We start from the raw sequence: 19,344 nt of genomic DNA on the forward strand, positions 1-19,344 counted from the left end.
GGCGGCGATCTGCCGGACCAATGTGGCCGTAATGGGCCGGGACGCGGTGCCTGCAGGCAGAAAGACGGTCTGAATATCCGGGGCCATCTGACGGTTCATTCCGGCCATCTGCATTTCATAATCGAGGTCGGTGCCGTCACGCAGGCCACGCACCAGAAGGCTCGCGCCGTGGGCGCGCGCGGCATCCACCACGAGTTTATCGAACGAGACGACCGAAATGTCCTTCGCCTTCTGCGGCAGGACTTCCGTCAGTGAGGCAAGGATCAGTTCCGCCCTCTCCTCGAAGCTGAACATCGGCGCCTTGCCGGGATGAATGCCTATTCCGACGATGACCGTGTCCGCGACGTTCAACGCCTGCACCAGCACATCGAGATGCCCATGGGTCATCGGATCGAAAGACCCGGGATAGAAAGCAGTCGTCATATGCAAGTCCAGGCTGGGTCAGCGATGAATTCCTGGGCCTTTTGTCACGGATGTTCCGGCACTGCAAGCATGAACGGCGGATGAATGGCGCGTTCAAGGGCGTTTCAGACCCGATATGTTTTCATGACCCCATAGCGAGCAACAAGACTCGCGATCACAGGAGAGAAAGATGCTGGCCGTTCTGGTGGCGATCGCCGTGGTTCTGTCGTTTGCCCTCGAGGCCGCACTTTCCCTTCTCGCCGAAGTCGAGGCCCTGGGCGATTCGAATCATGAACGCCAGATGAACGGGCCATTCAAAGACGCTTCAGCGCGGATGGGTTAATTCTCTCTCAAAATGCGGTGGAACCTGTGCGTGCACCCGCGCGTTCAGGCAAACGAGAAGGACAACGGAGATGCTCGCGAAAAGGAAAACGATCGCGCTCGACAAGATCACGATGATCAATGTGGTTTGGACGGCAATGATCGCAGCCATGCTGACAGCAACGGTGACCCTTTATCAAGACAATTCCGGGCAGGCAGACCTGAACTATCCGCAGCTGACCGGCCGTTACAACGACACGAATTATTATAACGGCGGATAACGCAAACAAGAAAGGATAGCCATGTTCGTGACACTGACTGTACTTGCAGGTTTGATCAGCATCATGTTCGTGGCATCCGTGGCCTCCACCATTGGAGCACTTCGTCGCGAAAACGAAGACATGAAGGATTTTGCCCGGCGTCACACCACGTTCTGAGGCATTCGAGTAGTGGAACTGCCTACGAGACTCTCCCGTCGCGTCGCAGTTCAAACAAAAGCCGGAGGATGAAAATCCTCCGGCTTTTTATGTTCACGAGACTTGAGGAGTAAGGCGCGACTATTCCGTCGCGCCTTCGCCGGTATCGCCGTTCTCCGGTGCGGCAGCGCCGAGATCGCCGGTCTCGGCATCGATCTCTTCCGGCAGGCCATTGCCGTTTTCCTCGTCGCCTTCCGGTTCGCTGATGCGCTCGACCGAAACCACCTTTTCGTCCTTGGCGGTCGAGAAGATCGTCACGCCCTTGGTGGCGCGGCTCGCGATGCGAATGCCGCCAACCGGCACGCGGATCAGGACGCCGCCATCGGACACCAGCATGATCTGGTCGTTGTCCTCGACGGGGAAGGCTGCGACGAGTTCGCCGATTTCCGCCGTCTTCGACGTATCCGTCGCGCGGATGCCCTTGCCGCCGCGGCCGGATGTACGGAAATCGTAGGAGGACGAGCGCTTGCCGAAGCCCTTTTCCGAAACCGTCAGCACGAATTGCTCGCGTACCTTCAGCTCTTCGTAGCGTTCGTCGGAAAGCTGTCCCTCCTCGGTGACTTCCTCGCCGACGAGAGCGATATCCTCTTCATCTACGCCTGCCGCGCGGCGCTCGGCAGCCGAGCGCTTGAGGTAGGCCGCACGCTCCCAAGGCTCCGCATCGACGTGGCCGACGATCGTCATGGAGATGATGCGGTCGCCGTCTCCCAGCGAGATGCCGCGAACGCCGATCGAATTACGGCCGGCGAAGACACGGACATCGTCCACCGAGAAGCGGATGCACTGGCCGAGTGCCGTCGTCAGCAGCACGTCGTCGCGATCGGTGCAGGTTTCGACGGAAAGGATCTCGTCTCCCTCATCGAGCTTCATGGCAATCTTGCCGTTGCGGTTCACCTGCACGAAGTCCGACAGCTTGTTGCGGCGAACCGTGCCGCGCGTCGTCGAGAACATCACGTCGAGGTTATCCCAGCTCGCCTCGTCCTCGGGCAGCGGCATGATCGTGGTTATGCGTTCGCCGGGCTCCAGCGGCAGCATGTTAATCAGCGCCTTGCCGCGGGACTGCGGGGTGCCGATCGGCAGGCGCCAGACCTTCTCCTTATAAACGATGCCGCGCGACGAGAAGAACAGCACCGGCGTATGGGTGTTCGCCACGAAGAGGCGCGTGACGAAATCCTCGTCGCGGGTGGCCATGCCGGAACGGCCCTTGCCGCCGCGGCGCTGCGCCCGATAGGTGCCGAGCGGCACGCGCTTGATATAGCCGAGATGCGAGACGGTAACGACCATGTCTTCGCGGGCGATGAGGTCCTCATCGTCCATGTCGAGGCCGGCATCGAGGATCTGCGTGCGGCGTGGCGTACCGAATTCGTCGCGAACAACGGCGAGTTCGTCCTTGACGATCGACTGGATGCGCAGGCGCGAAGACAGGATATCGAGATAGTCGCTGATTTCCGCGCCGATCTTGTTCAGCTCGTCCGCGATTTCGTCGCGGCCAAGGGCCGTGAGGCGGGCAAGACGCAGTTCGAGGATGGCGCGGGCCTGCTCTTCGGAAAGATTGTAGGTCGCGTCCTCGTTGATCTTGTGCCGCGGATCGTCGATCAGACGGATCAGCGCCTCGACGTCATGCGCCGGCCAGCGGCGGGTCATCAGCTGCTCTCGCGCCGTCTGCGGATCGGGCGCACGGCGAATGAGGGCGATGACTTCGTCGATGTTTGCAACGGCAATGGCGAGACCGACCAAGACGTGGGCGCGCTCGCGCGCCTTGCGCAGAAGATACTTCGTACGCCGGCTAACCACTTCCTCGCGGAACGAGACGAAGGCGCGCAGCATGTCGAGCAGCGTCAGCTGTTCCGGCTTGCCACCGTTCAGCGCCACCATGTTGCAGCCGAAGGAGGTCTGCAGCGGCGTGTAACGATAAAGCTGGTTGAGGATGACATCGGCATTGGCATCGCGCTTCAGCTCGATGACCACGCGATAGCCTTCGCGGTCGGACTCGTCGCGCAGGTCGGAAATACCCTCGATGCGCTTTTCCTTGACCAGTTCGGCCATCTTTTCGATCATCGTCGCCTTGTTCACCTGATAGGGAACTTCGGTGATGATGATCTGCTCGCGGTCACCGCGCATCGGCTCGACGGTGGCGACGCCACGCATCATCACCGAGCCGCGGCCGGTCTCGTAAGCCGATCGAATGCCGTGGCGGCCGAGAATCATCGCGCCGGTCGGGAAATCCGGACCAGGAATGATTTCCATCATTTCGGGCAGTTCGATTGCCGGATTGTCGATCAAGGCAATGCAGCCGTTGATGACCTCGACGAGATTGTGCGGCGGAATGTTGGTGGCCATGCCGACGGCGATGCCGCCCGCGCCGTTGACCAGCAGGTTCGGGAATTTTGCCGGAACCACGACAGGCTCCGACAACGTGCCGTCGTAGTTGTCGCGAAAATCGACCGTTTCCTTGTCGAGATCGTCGAGAAGCGAATGCGCCGCCTTCTCCAGCCGGCATTCCGTGTAGCGTTCGGCAGCCGGTGGGTCTCCGTCGATCGAGCCGAAATTGCCCTGGCCGTCGATCAGCGGCAGGCGGAGCGACCAGTCCTGCGCCATGCGGGCAAGCGCATCGTAAATCGCCGTATTGCCGTGGGGATGGTATTTACCCATCACATCCCCGGTAACGCGGGCGCATTTGACGTATTTCTTGTTCCAGTCGATGCCGAGTTCCGACATGCCGTAGAGGATGCGCCGGTGGACCGGCTTCAATCCATCACGGACATCGGGAAGCGCGCGGCTCACGATCACGCTCATCGCGTAATCGAGATAGGACCGCTGCATCTCTTCCATAATGGAAATGGGCTCGATGCCGGGGGGCAGCTTTCCGCCGCCGGGTGTGCTTTGCTCAGTCAAATCGGATCAGATCTCTGTTCGGAATCAGTTGCTTTGTCTATATCGGAAAGCGCTGCGAAGCGCCAATTTCCGGCAGGGTTTTGAACAGCTTTTGCGGCCTTTGCGAGGCGGTGGGACAGCGTGCGGAGCGCCTTCGACAGGAAAGCGTTACGGCAGGCTTTGCCTTCCCTGCCCGTCTGTCCTAACAATCTTCGCCATCACCCGCAAGGACTGCCGGCCGGAGGTTATATGGCGACGCCCGACATGCTGATCAACGCCCTGACGACCATGCTGGTCACGCTCGACCCGCCCGGTCTGGCACCGGTTTTCCTGGGGCTTACCGTGGGCATGACGGCGCTTCAGCGGCGGCAGGTCGCTTTCCGGGGTTCGCTGATCGGATTCGGCCTTCTGGCCGCTTTCGCGATATTCGGATCGGGGATACTCGGGCTGCTTGGGATTTCCATCGGCGCATTCCGCATCGCAGGCGGGCTGCTGCTCTTCTGGATATCCTTCGAAATGGTCTTCGAGAAACGCCAGGAGCGCAAGGAGAAGACCTCGCAGGCCGCGATAACCATCGACCACATCCACAATATCGCGGTCTTCCCGCTAGCCATTCCGCTTATCGCCGGGCCGGGAGCCATTTCCGCGACGGTACTTCTGGCCGGCACCTTTACCGGCGCCCTGGACCGGGTCCTGCTGATCGCGGTCATCGCGCTGATCATGCTGCTGGTCTATGCGACCTTGCTCATCGCGGAACGGCTGGATCGCTTTCTCGGCGTCACGGGGCGGGCGATCCTCACACGGCTGCTCGGCGTGATCCTCGCCGCCCTTTCCGTCCAGTTCGTGGTCGACGGGGTGCGCTCGGCCTTCAATCTTTGATTTTTTGACGCATCGGAGACTGTCGTTTTTCGAAGGGATGCGCTAAAGAGCCACCGCCTCAATCATCCCCCATCGAAATCGAAAGCTCGGATAAATGAGACGCTTGCTGCGGCGGTTCCTGCCGGAAGCCATCCTCATCAGCCAGAAGGAGCGGATACGCTCCGCGATCGGCGCACTGACAGGGATCCTGATTACCGGCCTGATCGGCGGGCTAGTCTTCAAGTCGGACCCGATGCTGCCGGCACTGATCGCACCGATGGGTGCGTCCGCCGTGCTGCTCTTTGCCGTGCCTTCGAGCCCGCTTGCCCAGCCATGGTCGGTGCTCGGCGGCAACATGCTCGCCGCAACGATCGGGGTCACGGTCGCGCTGCTCGTGCAGGATCCGCTGCTGGCGTCGGCACTGGCGATCGGCGTGGCGATCGCGGCGATGATGGCGTTGCGCTGCCTTCATCCGCCCGCCGGGGCGATCGCGCTGACCGCCGTGCTCGGCGGCCCGGCCATTCACGAGCTCGGTTATGGTTTCGTCATCTGGCCGGTCGCCGGCAATTCGCTGGCTATGGTTCTGCTGGCACTCGCTTTCAACAATCTTACCGGCCGCGCCTATCCGCATGCAATGAAGCCGCAGCAGACCGATCACGGCACGTCCGACCCGGCGCCGATCGAACGCATCGGCTTCCGCTCGGAGGATCTGGACGAGGTGCTGAAGGAATATGACCAGGTTCTCGACATCGACCGTGACGATCTCGAAACCATTCTCAGAAGGACGGAGCTGCGCTCCTACCGCAGGCGGGCCAGCGATCTGGTCTGCGCGAGCATCATGTCACGCGACGTGATCGCGGTAGCGCCGGACAACTCGCTGAAGGAAGCGCGAGATCTCATGCGGGCCCATCACATCAAGGCCCTGCCCGTCACCAACGACAGCGCCGAAGTCGTGGGCATCGTGACCCAGACCGATTTCCTCGACAAGACGAATTGGGTGAAGGGCCGGGCCACGATAGGCTTTGCCCAGAGGCTGCGCCTTGCCCTCAAGGGCGCGACCGCGCCGAACGATACCGTGAAGGATATCATGACGAGCCCGGTGACGACGGTCGGCCCCGACACGCCGGTTTCCGAGGCTATCGTGATCTTCGCGGAAGCGGGGCTGCATTACCTGCCGGTCACGCGGCAGAACGGCAAGCTCGTCGGCATCATCTCGCAATTCGACCTGCTCGTCGCCATGTTGGCCGACAAGGCCGAGACTGCCACCGGCCCGCTTTCCGCTCAAACAGAGCCGAAGGCTGAAAAATCAGCCATGCTGGTGGAAGCCTGACGCCCTCGTCTGCTCGTCTTCAAGCGCTGGAAATAAGAACGCCTCCCGCTCGCTGACGAACGGGAGGCGTGGAATGCTTTGGCTGCCGATCGGCAGGCCTGATCAAAACGGGATATCGTCGTCCAGATCGCGCGAGAAATTACCGCCGGACGATGCGCCGCGGCTCTGGCTGCCGCCGGCGGGGCGACGATCATAGTCATCCCCACCAGAGCCGCCGCCGAAATCACCTCCGCCGAAATCGCTGCCGCCCTTGTTGCCGCCGCCGAAGCCGCCACGATCGCCACCGCCCTCGCCGCGACCGTCCAGCATGGTCAGCGTCGAGTTGAACCCCTGCAGGACCACTTCGGTCGAGTAACGATCGTTACCGGTCTGGTCCTGCCACTTGCGGGTCTGGAGCTGCCCTTCGATGTAGAGCTTGGCGCCCTTCTTCACATACTGCTCGACGACCTTGCAGAGGCCTTCGTTGAAGACGACAACCGTATGCCATTCGGTCTTCTCGCGCCGCTCTCCGGAATTGCGGTCGCGCCAGCTTTCCGAAGTGGCAATGCGGAGGTTTGCAATGGGCCGGCCGTCCTGGGTCCGGCGGATCTCCGGATCGGCTCCCACATTCCCGACCAGGATGACCTTGTTTACGCTACCAGCCATAACTCTCACCTTGTCCGCCGCAACGAAAGCGGCCTTGAAATCCAATGCGGCACTTTAACCTATCGGCCCTTTCGATGGGGCCATGGCAAAGTTTAATCCACAAGCAAATTTGTTCTTTATTTGTTCTAGTTAATCCATATAGTGCTGTCAACCGACTCGGGAACGGCCCCTGCATAGCCGCAGTTTCGTCTCGACAGGCGCTGATCAATCACTACATAAGGACCTTCGATCCTCCCCGAAGAGCATGAAGATGAGCGAACTGAAGACCATATCCATCCGCGGCGCGCGCGAGCACAATTTGAAGGGCATAGATCTCGATCTGCCGCGCAATTCGCTGATCGTCATGACCGGCCTTTCCGGCTCCGGCAAGTCGTCGCTGGCATTCGACACCATCTATGCCGAGGGACAGCGGCGCTATGTCGAGAGCCTTTCAGCTTATGCGCGGCAGTTCCTCGAAATGATGCAGAAGCCGGACGTCGATCAGATCGACGGGCTTTCGCCGGCAATCTCGATCGAGCAGAAGACGACTTCGCGAAACCCGCGCTCCACGGTGGGCACCGTTACCGAAATCTACGACTATATGCGCCTGCTCTTCGCGCGCGTAGGTGTTCCATATTCACCGGCGACGGGCCTGCCGATCGAAAGCCAGACCGTCAGCCAGATGGTCGACCGCATCCTCGCCTTCGAGGAGGGAACGCGTCTTTATATATTGGCGCCGATGATCCGTGGCCGCAAGGGCGAGTACAAGAAGGAACTCGCCGACCTCATGAAGAAGGGGTTTCAGCGCGTAAAGGTCGACGGCCAGTTCTACGAGATCGCCGACGTGCCGGCGCTCGACAAGAAGTACAAGCACGACATCGACGTGGTGGTGGACCGCCTGGTCGTGCGGTCCGATATCGGCGCGCGCCTGGCAGACAGCCTCGAAACCTCGCTGAAGCTCGCGGATGGGCTGGCGGTCGCCGAATTCGCCGACAAGCCCCTGCCCGCCGAGGAGACGGCCGCCGGCGGATCCGCCAACAAGTCCCTCAACGAGACCCATGAGCGCGTACTCTTCTCGGAGAAGTTCGCCTGCCCAGTCTCAGGCTTCACCATTCCGGAAATCGAGCCGCGGCTCTTCTCCTTCAACAATCCGTTCGGAGCGTGTCCGACCTGCGACGGCCTCGGCTCGCAGCAGAAGGTGGATGCCGCCCTGATCGTGCCCGAGCCCGCGCGCACGCTGCGCGACGGCGCGATCGCGCCTTGGGCGAAATCGACGTCTCCTTACTACAACCAGACGCTCGAAGCGCTCGGCAAGGCGTTCGATTTCAAGCTCTCCAGCCGCTGGAACGAACTTTCCGAGGCGGCGCAGAACGCCATTCTCAACGGGACCGAGGAAAAGATCGAGTTCCACTATGCCGACGGCGCGCGCTCCTACAAGACGGTGAAGACCTTCGAAGGCATCGTTCCCAACCTCGAGCGACGCTGGAAGGAGACCGATTCGGCCTGGGCGCGCGAGGAGATCGAGCGCTACATGTCGGCAGCCCCCTGCCCGGCCTGCGCCGGCTATCGTTTGAAGCCGGAAGCGCTGGCGGTGAAGATCAACAAGCTGCATATCGGCGAAGTCACCAACATGTCGATCAAGCTGGCGCGCGATTGGTTCGAGGTTCTGCCCGAGGCGCTGAACGCCAAGCAGAACGAAATCGCGGTGCGCATCCTCAAGGAAATCCGCGAGCGGCTGCGATTCCTCAACGACGTGGGACTGGATTATCTCAGCCTGTCCCGGAATTCCGGCACGCTTTCGGGCGGTGAAAGTCAGCGCATCCGCCTTGCCTCACAGATCGGCTCCGGCCTGACGGGCGTGCTTTACGTGCTCGACGAACCTTCGATCGGCCTTCATCAGCGCGATAACGCGCGCCTTCTCGATACGCTGAAACACCTGCGCGACATCGGCAATACCGTGATCGTGGTGGAGCATGACGAAGACGCGATCCTGACGGCCGATTACGTGGTCGATATTGGCCCGGCCGCCGGCATCCATGGCGGCGAGGTGGTGGCGCAAGGCGCGCCTTCCGACATCATGGCCAACTCGAAGTCGCTCACCGGAAAATATCTTGCCGGCGAACTCGGCGTTCCGGTTCCGGCCGAGCGCCGCAAACCGAAGAAGGGCAAGGAGATCAAGGTCGTCGGCGCCAGGGGCCACAACCTCAAGAATGTCACGGCTTCCGTTCCGCTTGGCGTATTCACCGCGGTAACCGGCGTTTCGGGCGGCGGGAAGTCGACCTTCCTCATCGAAACGCTCTACAAAGCCGCTGCCCGACGCGTCATGGGCGCGCGCGAAATCCCAGCCGAGCACGACCGGATCGACGGATTCGAGTTCATCGACAAGGTGATCGATATCGATCAGTCGCCGATCGGCCGCACGCCGCGCTCCAACCCGGCGACCTATACGGGGGCGTTTACGCCGATCCGCGACTGGTTCGCTGGCCTGCCGGAGGCGAAGGCCCGCGGCTATGCGCCGGGCCGCTTCTCCTTCAACGTCAAGGGCGGGCGCTGCGAGGCCTGCCAGGGCGACGGCGTCATCAAGATCGAGATGCACTTCCTGCCGGACGTCTACGTCACCTGCGACGTCTGCCACGGCAAGCGCTACAATCGCGAGACGCTCGACGTGCATTTCAAGGGCAAGTCGATCGCCGATGTGCTGGACATGACGGTCGAGGAAGGCGTCGAATTCTTCTCGGCGGTGCCCGCCGTGCGCGACAAGCTGCAGGCGCTCTTCGATGTCGGCCTCGGCTATATCAAGGTCGGTCAGCAGGCCAATACGCTTTCGGGTGGCGAGGCGCAGCGCGTCAAGCTAGCCAAGGAACTGTCGAAGCGCTCGACCGGACGCACGCTCTACATTCTGGACGAACCGACGACGGGACTGCATTTCCATGACGTCGCCAAGCTTCTGGAAATGCTGCAGGAACTGGTGAACCAGGGCAACTCCGTGGTGGTGATCGAGCACAATCTCGAAGTCATCAAGACGGCCGACTGGATCATCGACATCGGCCCGGAAGGCGGAACCGGCGGCGGCGAAATCGTCGCGTCGGGTACGCCAGAGCAGGTCGTCCAGGAAAGGCGCTCCTATACCGGCCATTTCCTGAAGGAGCTTCTGGATCGGCGTCCGGCGAAGAAGGTGGAAGCGGCGGAATAGATCGCCATTTCAGGGAGGAATTGATGACGAAATCCGGCACGATCCGCACGGGCATTGGAGGCTGGACCTTCGAGCCGTGGGAAGGCACGTTCTATCCCGACAAGCTGCCGAAGAAGAAGCAGCTCGAATATGCCGCGAGCAAGCTGAAGGTCATCGAGGTCAACGGCACCTATTACGGCTCGCAGAAGCCGGAAACTTTCGCCAAATGGGCGTCCGAAGTGCCGGACGGGTTCATATTCTCGCTGAAGGCGAGCCGCTTCACCACCAACCGCAAGGTTCTGGCCGAGGCCGGGGAATCGATCGAGAAGTTTCTCGGTCAGGGGCTGACGGAGCTTGGAGATCATCTCGGTCCCCTGCTCTGGCAGTTCGCACCGACGAAGAAGTTCGAGCCGGAGGATTTCGAAGCCTTCCTGAAGCTTTTGCCGAACAAGCTGGATGGATTGAAGCTGACGCATGTAGTCGAGGTCCGGCACGACAGTTTCAAGGTGCCGGAGTTCGTCGCCCTGCTTGAGAAATACAACATCGCGCCCGTCTGCGCCGAGCATTTCGACTATCCGATGATTGCGGACGTGACCGCCGATTTCGTCTATGCGCGCCTGCAGAAGGGCTCGGACGACATCAAGACCTGCTATTCGGAAAAGGACTTGAAGGCCTGGGCGAAACGGCTGCAGACCTGGGCCGAGGGCGGCGTGCCGGACGATCTGCCGCTGATCGACGAGAAGCGCGAGGTCAAGAAACAGCCGCGTGACGTCTTCGCCTTCTTCATCCACGAAGGCAAAGTGAACGCGCCTTATGGCGCCATGGCGATGACAGAGATGCTGGAGCGTTAAAAGCTAGAGGGCTAAACTGCCGACATGGGTTATGAGGTCTTCGGCTGTCATTCCCCTGCCCGCCTGCTTGGCGGCTTCGCCGTGCTGGTAGACCGCGGCCGCTGCAGCTTCGAAGGCCGGCATGCCCTGCGCAAGCAATGCGCCGATCATGCCTGCCAGCACATCCCCCGAGCCGGCTGTCGCAAGCCAGGGCGGCGCATTGGTGTTGATGGCGGCGCGCCCGTCCGGGGCGGCGATCACCGTATCGGCTCCCTTGTAGACGATGGCGGCATGAGCGCGCCCGGCTGCTTTAATCGCCTTTTCCACCTTGCTGAGGTTCTCGTCGTCCGCCAGGTCCGGGAAAAGTCTCGCGAATTCTCCTTCGTGCGGCGTAAGCACGAGGCGGGTCTCGCCTGCTGCAAAGGCCTCGAAGAGCAGAGCGGGATCGTCCTTGAAGGAGGTGATGCCGTCGGCATCGAGCACGAGCGGCCGATCCTTGAGCGCGAGGACGAATTGGCGGCCCTTTTCTCCAACACCGAAACCGGGGCCGAGCACGAAGGCGGACAACTTGGCCGAATTCAGCCAATCGTTCAGATCGTCGACTGTTTCCACCTCGTGCAGCATGACCGCAGTCAGCGAAGCCGCGTTCACCGCCATGGCATCCCGCGGCGAAGCCACGGTGACCAACCCTGCCCCGTTCCGAAGACCTGCGGCCGCGGAAAGGCGGGCCGCGCCCGTCCTGCTCCCCTCGCCGGAGAAGACCGCGAGATGCCCGCGGCGGTATTTGTGCGCATTCGGGCCGGGTTGCGGCAGATGCTCCCGCCAGAGTTCCGGCCGGTTCTCGCTGATCTTTCCGGCGATGCTTTTCAGGATACGTTTCGGAATTCCGATATCGAAAACCTCGATGTCACCGCAAAGTGACCGTCCAGGCATCAGCAGATGTCCCGGCTTCCGCGACATGAAGGTGACGGTGAGTTCGGCTTGAAACGCCGCACCCAGCGGCTTGCCGCGCCGTCCGCAAAGGCCGGAGGGCAGATCCACGGCAACGACAGGAAGGCCGGTGGCCTCCACCTTGCGGATCACCTGAATCACGTCTTCCGTCAAGGCGCGGGCCAGCCCCGCCCCGAAGAGAGCATCGATGACCACATCGTTCGCCTCGGGCTCGTAAGCCTTCAGTAGCGCGCCCGCGACAGGACAAAGATCGAAGGCGCGGCGCGCATCACCTTTCAATTTCGCCGGATCGGAAAGATGGAAAACCGCGACCGTGGCGCCAGCCTCCAGAAGCGCCCTGGCGGCGACATAGCCATCGCCGCCATTGTTACCGGGACCGCAAAGCACGACGAAACGATGCGCCTGGGGAAACCGCTTCAGCGCTGCCGCAGCCACCGCCTGGCCGGCCCGCTCCATCAGGCCGAAGGATAGGATGCCGGAACGGGCGGCCTCGGCATCTGCCGCGGCCATTTCTTCGGGCGTGAGAAGCATGGTTTCGGTGCCGGAGGTCATGGTCCCCATTGAAAGGAATCGTGCACAGAAAACAAGCCGTCAATTAGAATCGCAATCGCCTATATACTAGGCATTTGATTGATAATTAATCACTTGTGTGACTTGAAAGCTGATCATCTCACATGTGGAAAATCGATGAAATTTTTCCGAAATGAACTCTTCATCGTCGCATTTTGCGGAATTCCTGGTCGGTTTTACCCTGAAACCAGGCCATTCGACACGTTCGCACCTGCAAAATGCGAGTTTTCTGCAAATTCGGCTTTCCAGACTGGCACGATATCTGCATTAAGTAGGCCAAGCGGGTCATGTCCCGCTTCAAGGGAGAAGCGGAGAGATATTTTCTCATGAAAAAGATCGAAGCGATCATCAAGCCTTTCAAGCTGGATGAAGTGAAGGAAGCCCTGCAGGAGGTCGGTCTTCAGGGCATCACCGTAACCGAAGCGAAGGGCTTCGGGCGGCAGAAGGGGCATACCGAGCTCTATCGCGGCGCCGAATACGTCGTCGATTTCCTGCCGAAGGTGAAAGTCGAAGTCGTGCTGGCGGACGAGAATGCGGAAGCGGTCATCGAGGCCATCCGCAATGCCGCCCAGACCGGCCGCATCGGCGACGGAAAGATTTTCGTCTCCAATGTGGAGGAGGTCATCCGCATCCGCACCGGCGAAACCGGCATCGACGCCATCTGATCGACACCTTTAATCGACTGGCCGCTCGGGTCAGGGTTCAACTCGTCATCTTGCAATCGAGGAAACGTTAAATGACGACCGCAAGCGAAATCATGAAACAGATCAAGGAAAACGACGTGAAGTTCGTGGACCTGCGCTTCACCGATCCCCGGGGAAAGCTGCAGCACGTCACCATGGACATTTCCGCCGTTGACGAAGACATGTTCGCCGATGGCGTCATGTTCGACGGCTCCTCGATCGCCGGCTGGAAGGCAATCAACGAGTCCGACATGGTGCTGATGCCCGACCCGGCAACGGTCCACATGGACCCCTTCTTCGCCCAGTCGACCATGGTCATCTTCTGCGACATCCTCGATCCGATCTCCGGCGAGGCTTACAACCGCGATCCGCGTGGCACGGCCAAGAAGGCCGAAGCCTATCTGAAGGCGTCGGGCATCGGCGATACGGTCTTCGTGGGTCCCGAGCCGGAATTCTTCGTCTTCGACGACGTCAAGTACAAGGCCGACCCCTACAACACCGGCTTCAAGCTCGATTCTTCCGAGCTGCCGTCGAACGACGACACGGATTACGAGACCGGCAACCTCGGCCACCGCCCGCGTGTCAAGGGCGGCTACTTCCCGGTTCCGCCGGTCGACAGCCTGCAGGACATGCGCTCCGAAATGCTGACCGTGCTCACCGAAATGGGCGTCGTCGTCGAAAAGCACCACCACGAAGTGGCCTCGGCCCAGCATGAGCTCGGCGTCAAGTTCGACACCCTGGTGCGCAACGCCGACAAGATGCAGATCTACAAATACGTCGTGCATCAGGTCGCGAATGCCTATGGCAAGACCGCAACCTTCATGCCGAAGCCGGTCTTCGGCGACAACGGCTCCGGCATGCACGTTCACCAGTCGATCTGGAAGGATGGCAAGCCGACCTTCGCCGGTGACGAATATGCGGGTCTTTCCGAGAGCTGCCTCTATTACATCGGCGGCATCATCAAGCATGCCAAGGCCATCAACGCCTTCACCAACCCGACGACGAACTCCTATAAGCGCCTCGTTCCGGGTTACGAAGCGCCGGTGCTGCTCGCCTATTCGGCCCGCAACCGCTCGGCTTCGTGCCGCATTCCGTTCGGCTCCTCGCCGAAGGCAAAGCGTGTCGAAGTCCGCTTCCCGGACCCGGCGCAGAACCCCTATCTCGGCTTTGCTGCCATGCTGATGGCCGGCCTCGACGGCATCAAGAACAAGATCCATCCCGGCAAGGCCATGGACAAGGATCTCTACGACCTCCCCCCGAAGGAGCTCAAGAAGATCCCAACGGTTTGCGGCTCTCTTCGCGAAGCTCTGGAAAGCCTCGACAAGGACCGCAAGTTCCTGACCGCCGGCGGAGTCTTCGATGACGACCAGATCGACGCCTATATCGAACTCAAGATGACCGAGGTCATGCGCTTCGAAATGACGCCGCACCCGGTCGAGTTCGACATGTACTATTCGGCGTAACGGCCGGATTCGCTTGACTTCAACGACAAAACGGCGGGCTTTGGCCCGCCGTTTTCCTTTTTATGCATCTCTTCCGCGCGGCAAACAGGCGAGCCCCTCGCCTGTTCCGCTCCTGGCTGAACGCGCCGAACTACCGGTAGTCGCGGCAGAACGAAGGTCCGCCAGTTCCCAATATCCTGCAGGACCTCTTGATTTCCGAGGTGATGAGTTCGCACGAGTTCTGCACATTGCAGGGCGGCCGCGTTGCCGTCGTGACGGCCATGCACTTGCGGACCATCTCGGCAGCGACTTTCCGGCCCGCGACGGATTCGCAGCTCGCAGATGCCCCGTCACTCCCGGCGTCGGCAAGCCAATCCAATTGCTGCGAGAGGTCTTTTGCTCTTTCTCGCGTGAGAGCTCTTTGACAATCGGAAGCCGAGGTCATGCTGGGAAAATTCGCCTGTCGATAACGGCATTCCGCATCGCGATACCGCTCCCACGCCCGCTGGGCTTCAAGCAGTTGGCGCTTGCCGCTTTCCTGTAGGCCGGAAGCAATCCTCGACTTCATGACGTCGACGTCCTTGATGGTTTGGGCAGTCGAAATCGATGCACTCGATATCAGAAGAAGGGCGATGGTAGCTAAGCGTTTCATGATCCGTCACCGGTTGTTTGAACTGGTTCGGAATGTAGCCGATTTTCGCCACCTTGCGGCAGGAGATGGTCCCAAACCGGAGGCATTCTCACAGGTCTGAAAGGGAAGGCTATGCCCCTGATCTTCCGAGAGGCAGAACGACCTTCAATCGCCCGAGAGCATATGGAACGATATTTGCTTCGTCGCATTGCAACTCTTGATGCGGAATGAATTCATTCCCACATCAGGATGCGAAAGGACATCGCACCATGAAACAACGCCACGCAAAATTCAGGATCGGAGAAGTGGTTCGCCACAAGGTGTTTCCGTTCCGGGGCGTCGTGTTCGACGTGGACCCGGAATACTCCAACACCGAGGAATGGTGGAATGCCATCCCCGCGGAGATCCGCCCCAACAAGGACCAGCCCTTCTATCATCTGCTGGCCGAAAATGACGAGACGGAATATGTCGCCTATGTCTCGGAACAGAACCTCGAGCACGACGAGAGCGACACACCGCTGAGAAATCCGCAAGTTGCTCAGATCTTCGACCGCGGTCCGTCCGGGCAGTTGAAGCCGAAGGTGATTCTGGCGCACTGACTTCCGATAGATATTCGAGAATCGAAGGCGCCGGGCCTCCCACCGGCGCCTTTTTGATTCCGGAATCAAAAAGCCCGGCGCGAGGCCGGGCTTTTGAAACTTCAAGAACTTGAGAGCTTAGTTGCCCTGCTTTGCAGCGTTCTGGGCGTCTTCCAGCTTCTTGCGGGCTTCTTCGGCCTTGCGCTGCATTCCCTCTTCGAGATTGCGCTGGCTTTCGGCGAGCTGCGCCTGCGGCATGGCCGGACCGTCGAAGGCGCCGGTGAAGCCCTGCAGCGAAATGCGGATCGGGTTCGGCGCACGGCGGAAGTTGATCGAGGTGAAGGTCACTTCGCCGCCCTTCTTGAGGCTTGCGATCATGGGATCGGTGAGCGGCACTTCGGCGGTGCACTTGTCGGGCAGGCAGACGGCATAGTCGAGCTTCTGGCCCTTGCCGCCGTCGATCTGCATGACGATGCCCGGCGGGATGAGGCGCGCGGTGGGCACCGAAACCTGCAGGATCTTGCGGTTCACCTTGCCTTCCACTGTGATCAGGCCTACGGCGGTGATGAGCTGGCCGTTCTGTGCGAGAAGCACGTTCTGCACGACACAGAGATCGCTATCGTCCTGCTTGGTGCAGGTCTTGAACCAGCCGAGCGGCGGGGCGCCCGGAGCGCCGGCAGCCGGGGCCTGTGCGGCGGCCGTGATGGGCAGCGCGCTCGCGCCGATCGAAAGAGCGAGAGCGGACATCGCCGTCCGCATAACCTTGGTTGCCTTGAGCTTCATAACGAAATCCGTCTCCTGAAATCCGTTCGGGGCGACGTCCGCCGCCTCCCTCGGGGTGTCCTATTGCCTTTCACCTGTCGGTCAAATGAGGCAATTGAATGACCCGCCGTCCGGCCACCCTGTTACATCGCAGCCGCTCCGATATCCAGCCCTCATCACGTATTTTTTGGCGATTACCAGGGCTTTCAGGCCCATCTTTCCACCTAGTCGCGGTTGGTCACCCCATCTCGATCAGGTATTTTGCAGCGAATCAGAGACTATTTCCATTGTAGGATGGACCATGCGCCGCATCGTTCCGCTCATCGCCGCACTTGCCCTTGCCGGACAGGCTTTCAGCCAACCTCTGCACGGGATCGCCATGCATGGTGAGCCGGCGCTCCCCGCCGACTACAAGTATTTCGACTATGTCGATCCGAACGTGAAGAAGGGCGGACGCGTGCGGTACGGCGTCGTCGGCACTTTCGACAGCCTCAACCCGTTCAACCTGAAGAGTATACGCACGACCGCTCGCGGCATCTGGGACAATATCTTCGGCAATCTCATCTACGAACCGCTGATGCAGCGCTCCGGCGACGAACCCTTTTCGCTTTACGGCTTGCTTGCCGAAACGGTGGAGTGGGACGAGGAGCGCAGTTTCATCCAGTTCAACCTCAACCCCAAGGCAAGGTGGTCGGACGGGCTGCCGGTAACGCCGGAAGACGTGATCTTCACTTTCGAGGTGCTGCGGGACAGAGGCAGGATTCCCTTCTCCAACCGTCTCGACACCGTCGAGAAGATGGAGAAGGTCGGCGAGCGCAGCATACGCTTCACCTTCAACGAGAAGGCGGACCGCGAAATCCCACTGATCATTGCCTATGCGACGCCGATTCTGCCGAAACATGCGATCGATCCGGCCACCTTCGAGCAGTCCACGCTCAAATTCCCCGTCGGTTCAGGCCCTTACAAGGTGAAGTCGGTGGCACCCGGCGAGCGGATCGTCTACGAGCGCAATCCCGATTATTGGGGCAAGGATGTTCCGTCCAAGGTGGGTCTCGACAACTACGACGAAATCACCGTCGAATATTTCCTGCAGGAGAACACCCTGTTCGAGGCCTTCAAGAAGGGTGTGCTCGATATCTACCTGGATGGCAGCCCGACGCATTGGGCGCGCGCCTACGACTTCCCGGCGGTCCATAGCGGCGCGGCCGTGAAGGACACGTTCAAGCCGGATCTGCCGACGGGCATGCTCGGCTTCGCCTTCAATACGCGCCGGCCGGTCTTTGCCGACCGCAATGTCCGGGCGGGCCTTTCGCTGGCCTTCGATTTCGAATGGGCGAACAGAAACCTTTTCGAGAACTCCTATACCCGTACCGAAAGCTTCTGGCAGAATTCCAGCCTCTCCTCCTTGGGGAAGCCGGCGAGCGAGCGCGAGCTTGCGATCCTTGGGCCCATCAAGGACCGGATCGAACCGGACGTGCTCGACGGCACCTATCGCCTGCCGAAGACGGACGGCACCGGCGCGGACCGCAAGGTGTTGCGCAAGGCCGTGGACCTCCTGGAGGCCGGCGGATACACGATCAGGAACGGCCGTATGTCGGACGCCTCGGGAAGGCCGCTTGCCTTCGAGGTGATGACCCAAAACCAGGACCAGGAGAAGCTGGCGATCGCCTATCAGCGGACCCTGCGCATGATCGGCGTGGAGATGATAATCCGCACCGTGGACGATGCGCAGTATCAGGCGCGTTCGGGCAATTTCGACTATGACATGATCCTGAAATCCTACCCCTCCTCCTTGTCTCCGGGTATTGAACAGGTCGGCCGCTGGGGCTCGGCCTCGCGTGATCGGCAGGGCAGCTTCAATTTCGCCGGCACCGCCGATCCCGATCTGGACAAGCTCATCGAAGCCATGCTCGGCGCACGCAGCAAGGAGGATTTCGAGGCGGCGGTCCGAGCCTATGACAGGATGCTGATTTCCGGCCACTATCTCGTGCCACTCTACCATGTGGCGGAACAATGGGTGGCGCGCCGCAGCCATATCGGCTATCCGGAAAAGGTGCCGCTCTACGGCTACCAGCTTCCCGCCTGGTTCGACAAGCGGGCCCAATGATCTAGAGCAAAGGACGCCCAAGAGCGGCTTTCCGAAGAAAGGATGCGCCCATGGAACGGGTAACCATCGACGTCGTTTCGGACGTCGTCTGCCCCTGGTGTTATCTCGGCAAGGCGCGGCTGGAGCTGGCGATCGCCGAAGTACAGGACGAGGTTGGCGTCGACGTCAACTGGCGCCCCTATCGCCTCAATCCCGATTATCCGCCGGAAGGCGTGGACCAGCAGCAGGCCCTGATCGCCAAGCTCGGCGGCGCGGAAGCCGTGGAGCGTGCGCACGCCATGCTGAGCAAGCTCGGCGAAGAGGTCGGCATCCGTTACGATTTCGACGCGATCAAGATCGGCCCCAATACGCTGGACGCCCACCGTCTCCTGCATTGGGCGCTGGTGGAAGACCGCGAGGTGCAGGACCGGGTGGCGACCGCTCTTTTCAAGGCGAATTTCGAGGAAGGCAGGAATGTCGGCGATCAAACCGTTCTGCTCGACATTGCCGAGGAATGCGGCCTGGAACGGAAAGTCATCGAGAGCCTGCTCGCTAGCGATGCCGACAAGGATACGGTTCTCGGCGAGATAGAGGCGGCCCAGAAGATGGGCGTCAACGGCGTGCCCTTCTTCATTCTCGACGGTCAGTATGCGGTCAGCGGTGCGCAGACGCCGGAAGTCCTCGTCAATGCGCTCCGGGAGATCGCACAGATGAAGGCCGAAGCCCGTAAAGGCATGATCTGACCGGAGGTTCA

The 19,344-nt window shown here is 60.7% G+C and carries 18 protein-coding genes; 12 read left to right on the forward strand and 6 right to left on the reverse strand.

From position 1 onward, the window contains the following. The coding region (coaD, locus tag ACE04I_RS09940) for a pantetheine-phosphate adenylyltransferase (protein WP_487207006.1) at positions 1-423 on the reverse strand (423 nt) is incomplete at its 3' end. 169 nt (positions 424-592) lie between these two features. On the opposite strand from coaD, the gene ACE04I_RS09945 reads away from it, so the two are divergent. From ACE04I_RS09945 to ACE04I_RS09955, 3 genes are all read left to right on the forward strand, one after another. Continuing rightward, positions 593-745, forward strand: a complete 153-nt coding sequence (locus ACE04I_RS09945; RefSeq protein WP_156176906.1) for a hypothetical protein — start codon at positions 593-595, stop codon at positions 743-745. Between the two features lie 70 nt (positions 746-815). Further along, the gene (locus tag ACE04I_RS09950; RefSeq protein WP_046792289.1) at positions 816-1,004 is read left to right on the forward strand and encodes a hypothetical protein; all 189 of its coding nucleotides are present in this window, start codon (positions 816-818) and stop codon (positions 1,002-1,004) included. Between the two features lie 21 nt (positions 1,005-1,025). Then, entirely contained in the window at positions 1,026-1,160 is a 135-nt protein-coding gene (locus tag ACE04I_RS09955; protein ID WP_280950033.1) for a hypothetical protein, read from the forward strand. Between the two features lie 120 nt (positions 1,161-1,280). Here ACE04I_RS09955 and gyrA read toward each other — a convergent pair whose 3' ends face one another. Further along, positions 1,281-4,094, reverse strand: a complete 2,814-nt coding sequence (gene gyrA / locus ACE04I_RS09960; RefSeq protein WP_046792290.1) for a DNA gyrase subunit A — start codon at positions 4,092-4,094, stop codon at positions 1,281-1,283. A 228-nt stretch (positions 4,095-4,322) separates the two neighbouring features. On the opposite strand from gyrA, the gene ACE04I_RS09965 reads away from it, so the two are divergent. Next, positions 4,323-4,952 (forward strand): MarC family protein, encoded by a 630-nt coding sequence (locus ACE04I_RS09965; protein WP_046792291.1) that lies wholly within the window; start codon positions 4,323-4,325, stop codon positions 4,950-4,952. 94 nt (positions 4,953-5,046) lie between these two features. Further along, positions 5,047-6,261: an HPP family protein gene (locus tag ACE04I_RS09970; protein ID WP_487207007.1), complete on the forward strand. Its 1,215-nt coding sequence runs from the start codon at positions 5,047-5,049 to the stop codon at positions 6,259-6,261. Between the two features lie 102 nt (positions 6,262-6,363). On the opposite strand, the gene ACE04I_RS09975 is transcribed toward ACE04I_RS09970, so the two are convergent. Then, positions 6,364-6,906 carry a single-stranded DNA-binding protein gene (locus ACE04I_RS09975; protein WP_046792973.1) on the reverse strand — a complete coding sequence of 181 codons (543 nt, stop codon included), beginning with the start codon at positions 6,904-6,906 and terminating at the stop codon, positions 6,364-6,366. A gap of 250 nt (positions 6,907-7,156) precedes the next feature. Between ACE04I_RS09975 and uvrA the strand changes: the two genes are divergently transcribed. Together uvrA and ACE04I_RS09985 are read left to right on the forward strand one after the other, a co-directional pair. Next, entirely contained in the window at positions 7,157-10,078 is a 2,922-nt protein-coding gene (uvrA, locus tag ACE04I_RS09980; protein ID WP_487207008.1) for an excinuclease ABC subunit UvrA, read from the forward strand. A gap of 23 nt (positions 10,079-10,101) precedes the next feature. Further along, positions 10,102-10,908, forward strand: coding sequence for a DUF72 domain-containing protein (locus ACE04I_RS09985; protein WP_046792293.1), 807 nt, complete (start codon positions 10,102-10,104; stop codon positions 10,906-10,908). Positions 10,909-10,911: 3 nt separating this feature from the next. On the opposite strand, the gene ACE04I_RS09990 is transcribed toward ACE04I_RS09985, so the two are convergent. After that, positions 10,912-12,390 (reverse strand): NAD(P)H-hydrate dehydratase, encoded by a 1,479-nt coding sequence (locus ACE04I_RS09990; RefSeq protein ID WP_046792975.1) that lies wholly within the window; start codon positions 12,388-12,390, stop codon positions 10,912-10,914. A 344-nt stretch (positions 12,391-12,734) separates the two neighbouring features. Between ACE04I_RS09990 and ACE04I_RS09995 the strand changes: the two genes are divergently transcribed. Then, a complete protein-coding gene (locus tag ACE04I_RS09995; RefSeq protein WP_011975544.1) occupies positions 12,735-13,073 on the forward strand; it encodes a P-II family nitrogen regulator in 339 nt (112 codons plus the stop codon). Between the two features lie 71 nt (positions 13,074-13,144). Further along, positions 13,145-14,554 carry a type I glutamate--ammonia ligase gene (glnA, locus tag ACE04I_RS10000; protein WP_046792294.1) on the forward strand — a complete coding sequence of 470 codons (1,410 nt, stop codon included), beginning with the start codon at positions 13,145-13,147 and terminating at the stop codon, positions 14,552-14,554. A gap of 130 nt (positions 14,555-14,684) precedes the next feature. Here glnA and ACE04I_RS10005 read toward each other — a convergent pair whose 3' ends face one another. Next, positions 14,685-15,185, reverse strand: a complete 501-nt coding sequence (locus tag ACE04I_RS10005) for a lysozyme inhibitor LprI family protein (RefSeq protein ID WP_046792295.1) — start codon at positions 15,183-15,185, stop codon at positions 14,685-14,687. A gap of 248 nt (positions 15,186-15,433) precedes the next feature. Between ACE04I_RS10005 and hspQ the strand changes: the two genes are divergently transcribed. Beyond that, positions 15,434-15,763, forward strand: coding sequence for a heat shock protein HspQ (gene hspQ / locus ACE04I_RS10010; RefSeq protein ID WP_046792296.1), 330 nt, complete (start codon positions 15,434-15,436; stop codon positions 15,761-15,763). Between the two features lie 117 nt (positions 15,764-15,880). On the opposite strand, the gene ACE04I_RS10015 is transcribed toward hspQ, so the two are convergent. Next, complete coding sequence (locus tag ACE04I_RS10015) at positions 15,881-16,525, reverse strand: invasion associated locus B family protein (RefSeq protein ID WP_046792297.1); 645 nt, start codon at positions 16,523-16,525, stop codon at positions 15,881-15,883. A gap of 280 nt (positions 16,526-16,805) precedes the next feature. On the opposite strand from ACE04I_RS10015, the gene ACE04I_RS10020 reads away from it, so the two are divergent. Both ACE04I_RS10020 and ACE04I_RS10025 read left to right on the forward strand, forming a co-directional pair. After that, positions 16,806-18,611, forward strand: coding sequence for an extracellular solute-binding protein (locus ACE04I_RS10020; protein ID WP_046792298.1), 1,806 nt, complete (start codon positions 16,806-16,808; stop codon positions 18,609-18,611). Positions 18,612-18,661: 50 nt separating this feature from the next. After that, entirely contained in the window at positions 18,662-19,333 is a 672-nt protein-coding gene (locus ACE04I_RS10025) for a DsbA family oxidoreductase (protein ID WP_046792299.1), read from the forward strand. The last annotated feature ends 11 nt before the right edge of the window (positions 19,334-19,344 follow it).

This window comes from Rhizobium moroccans, assembly GCF_057559155.1.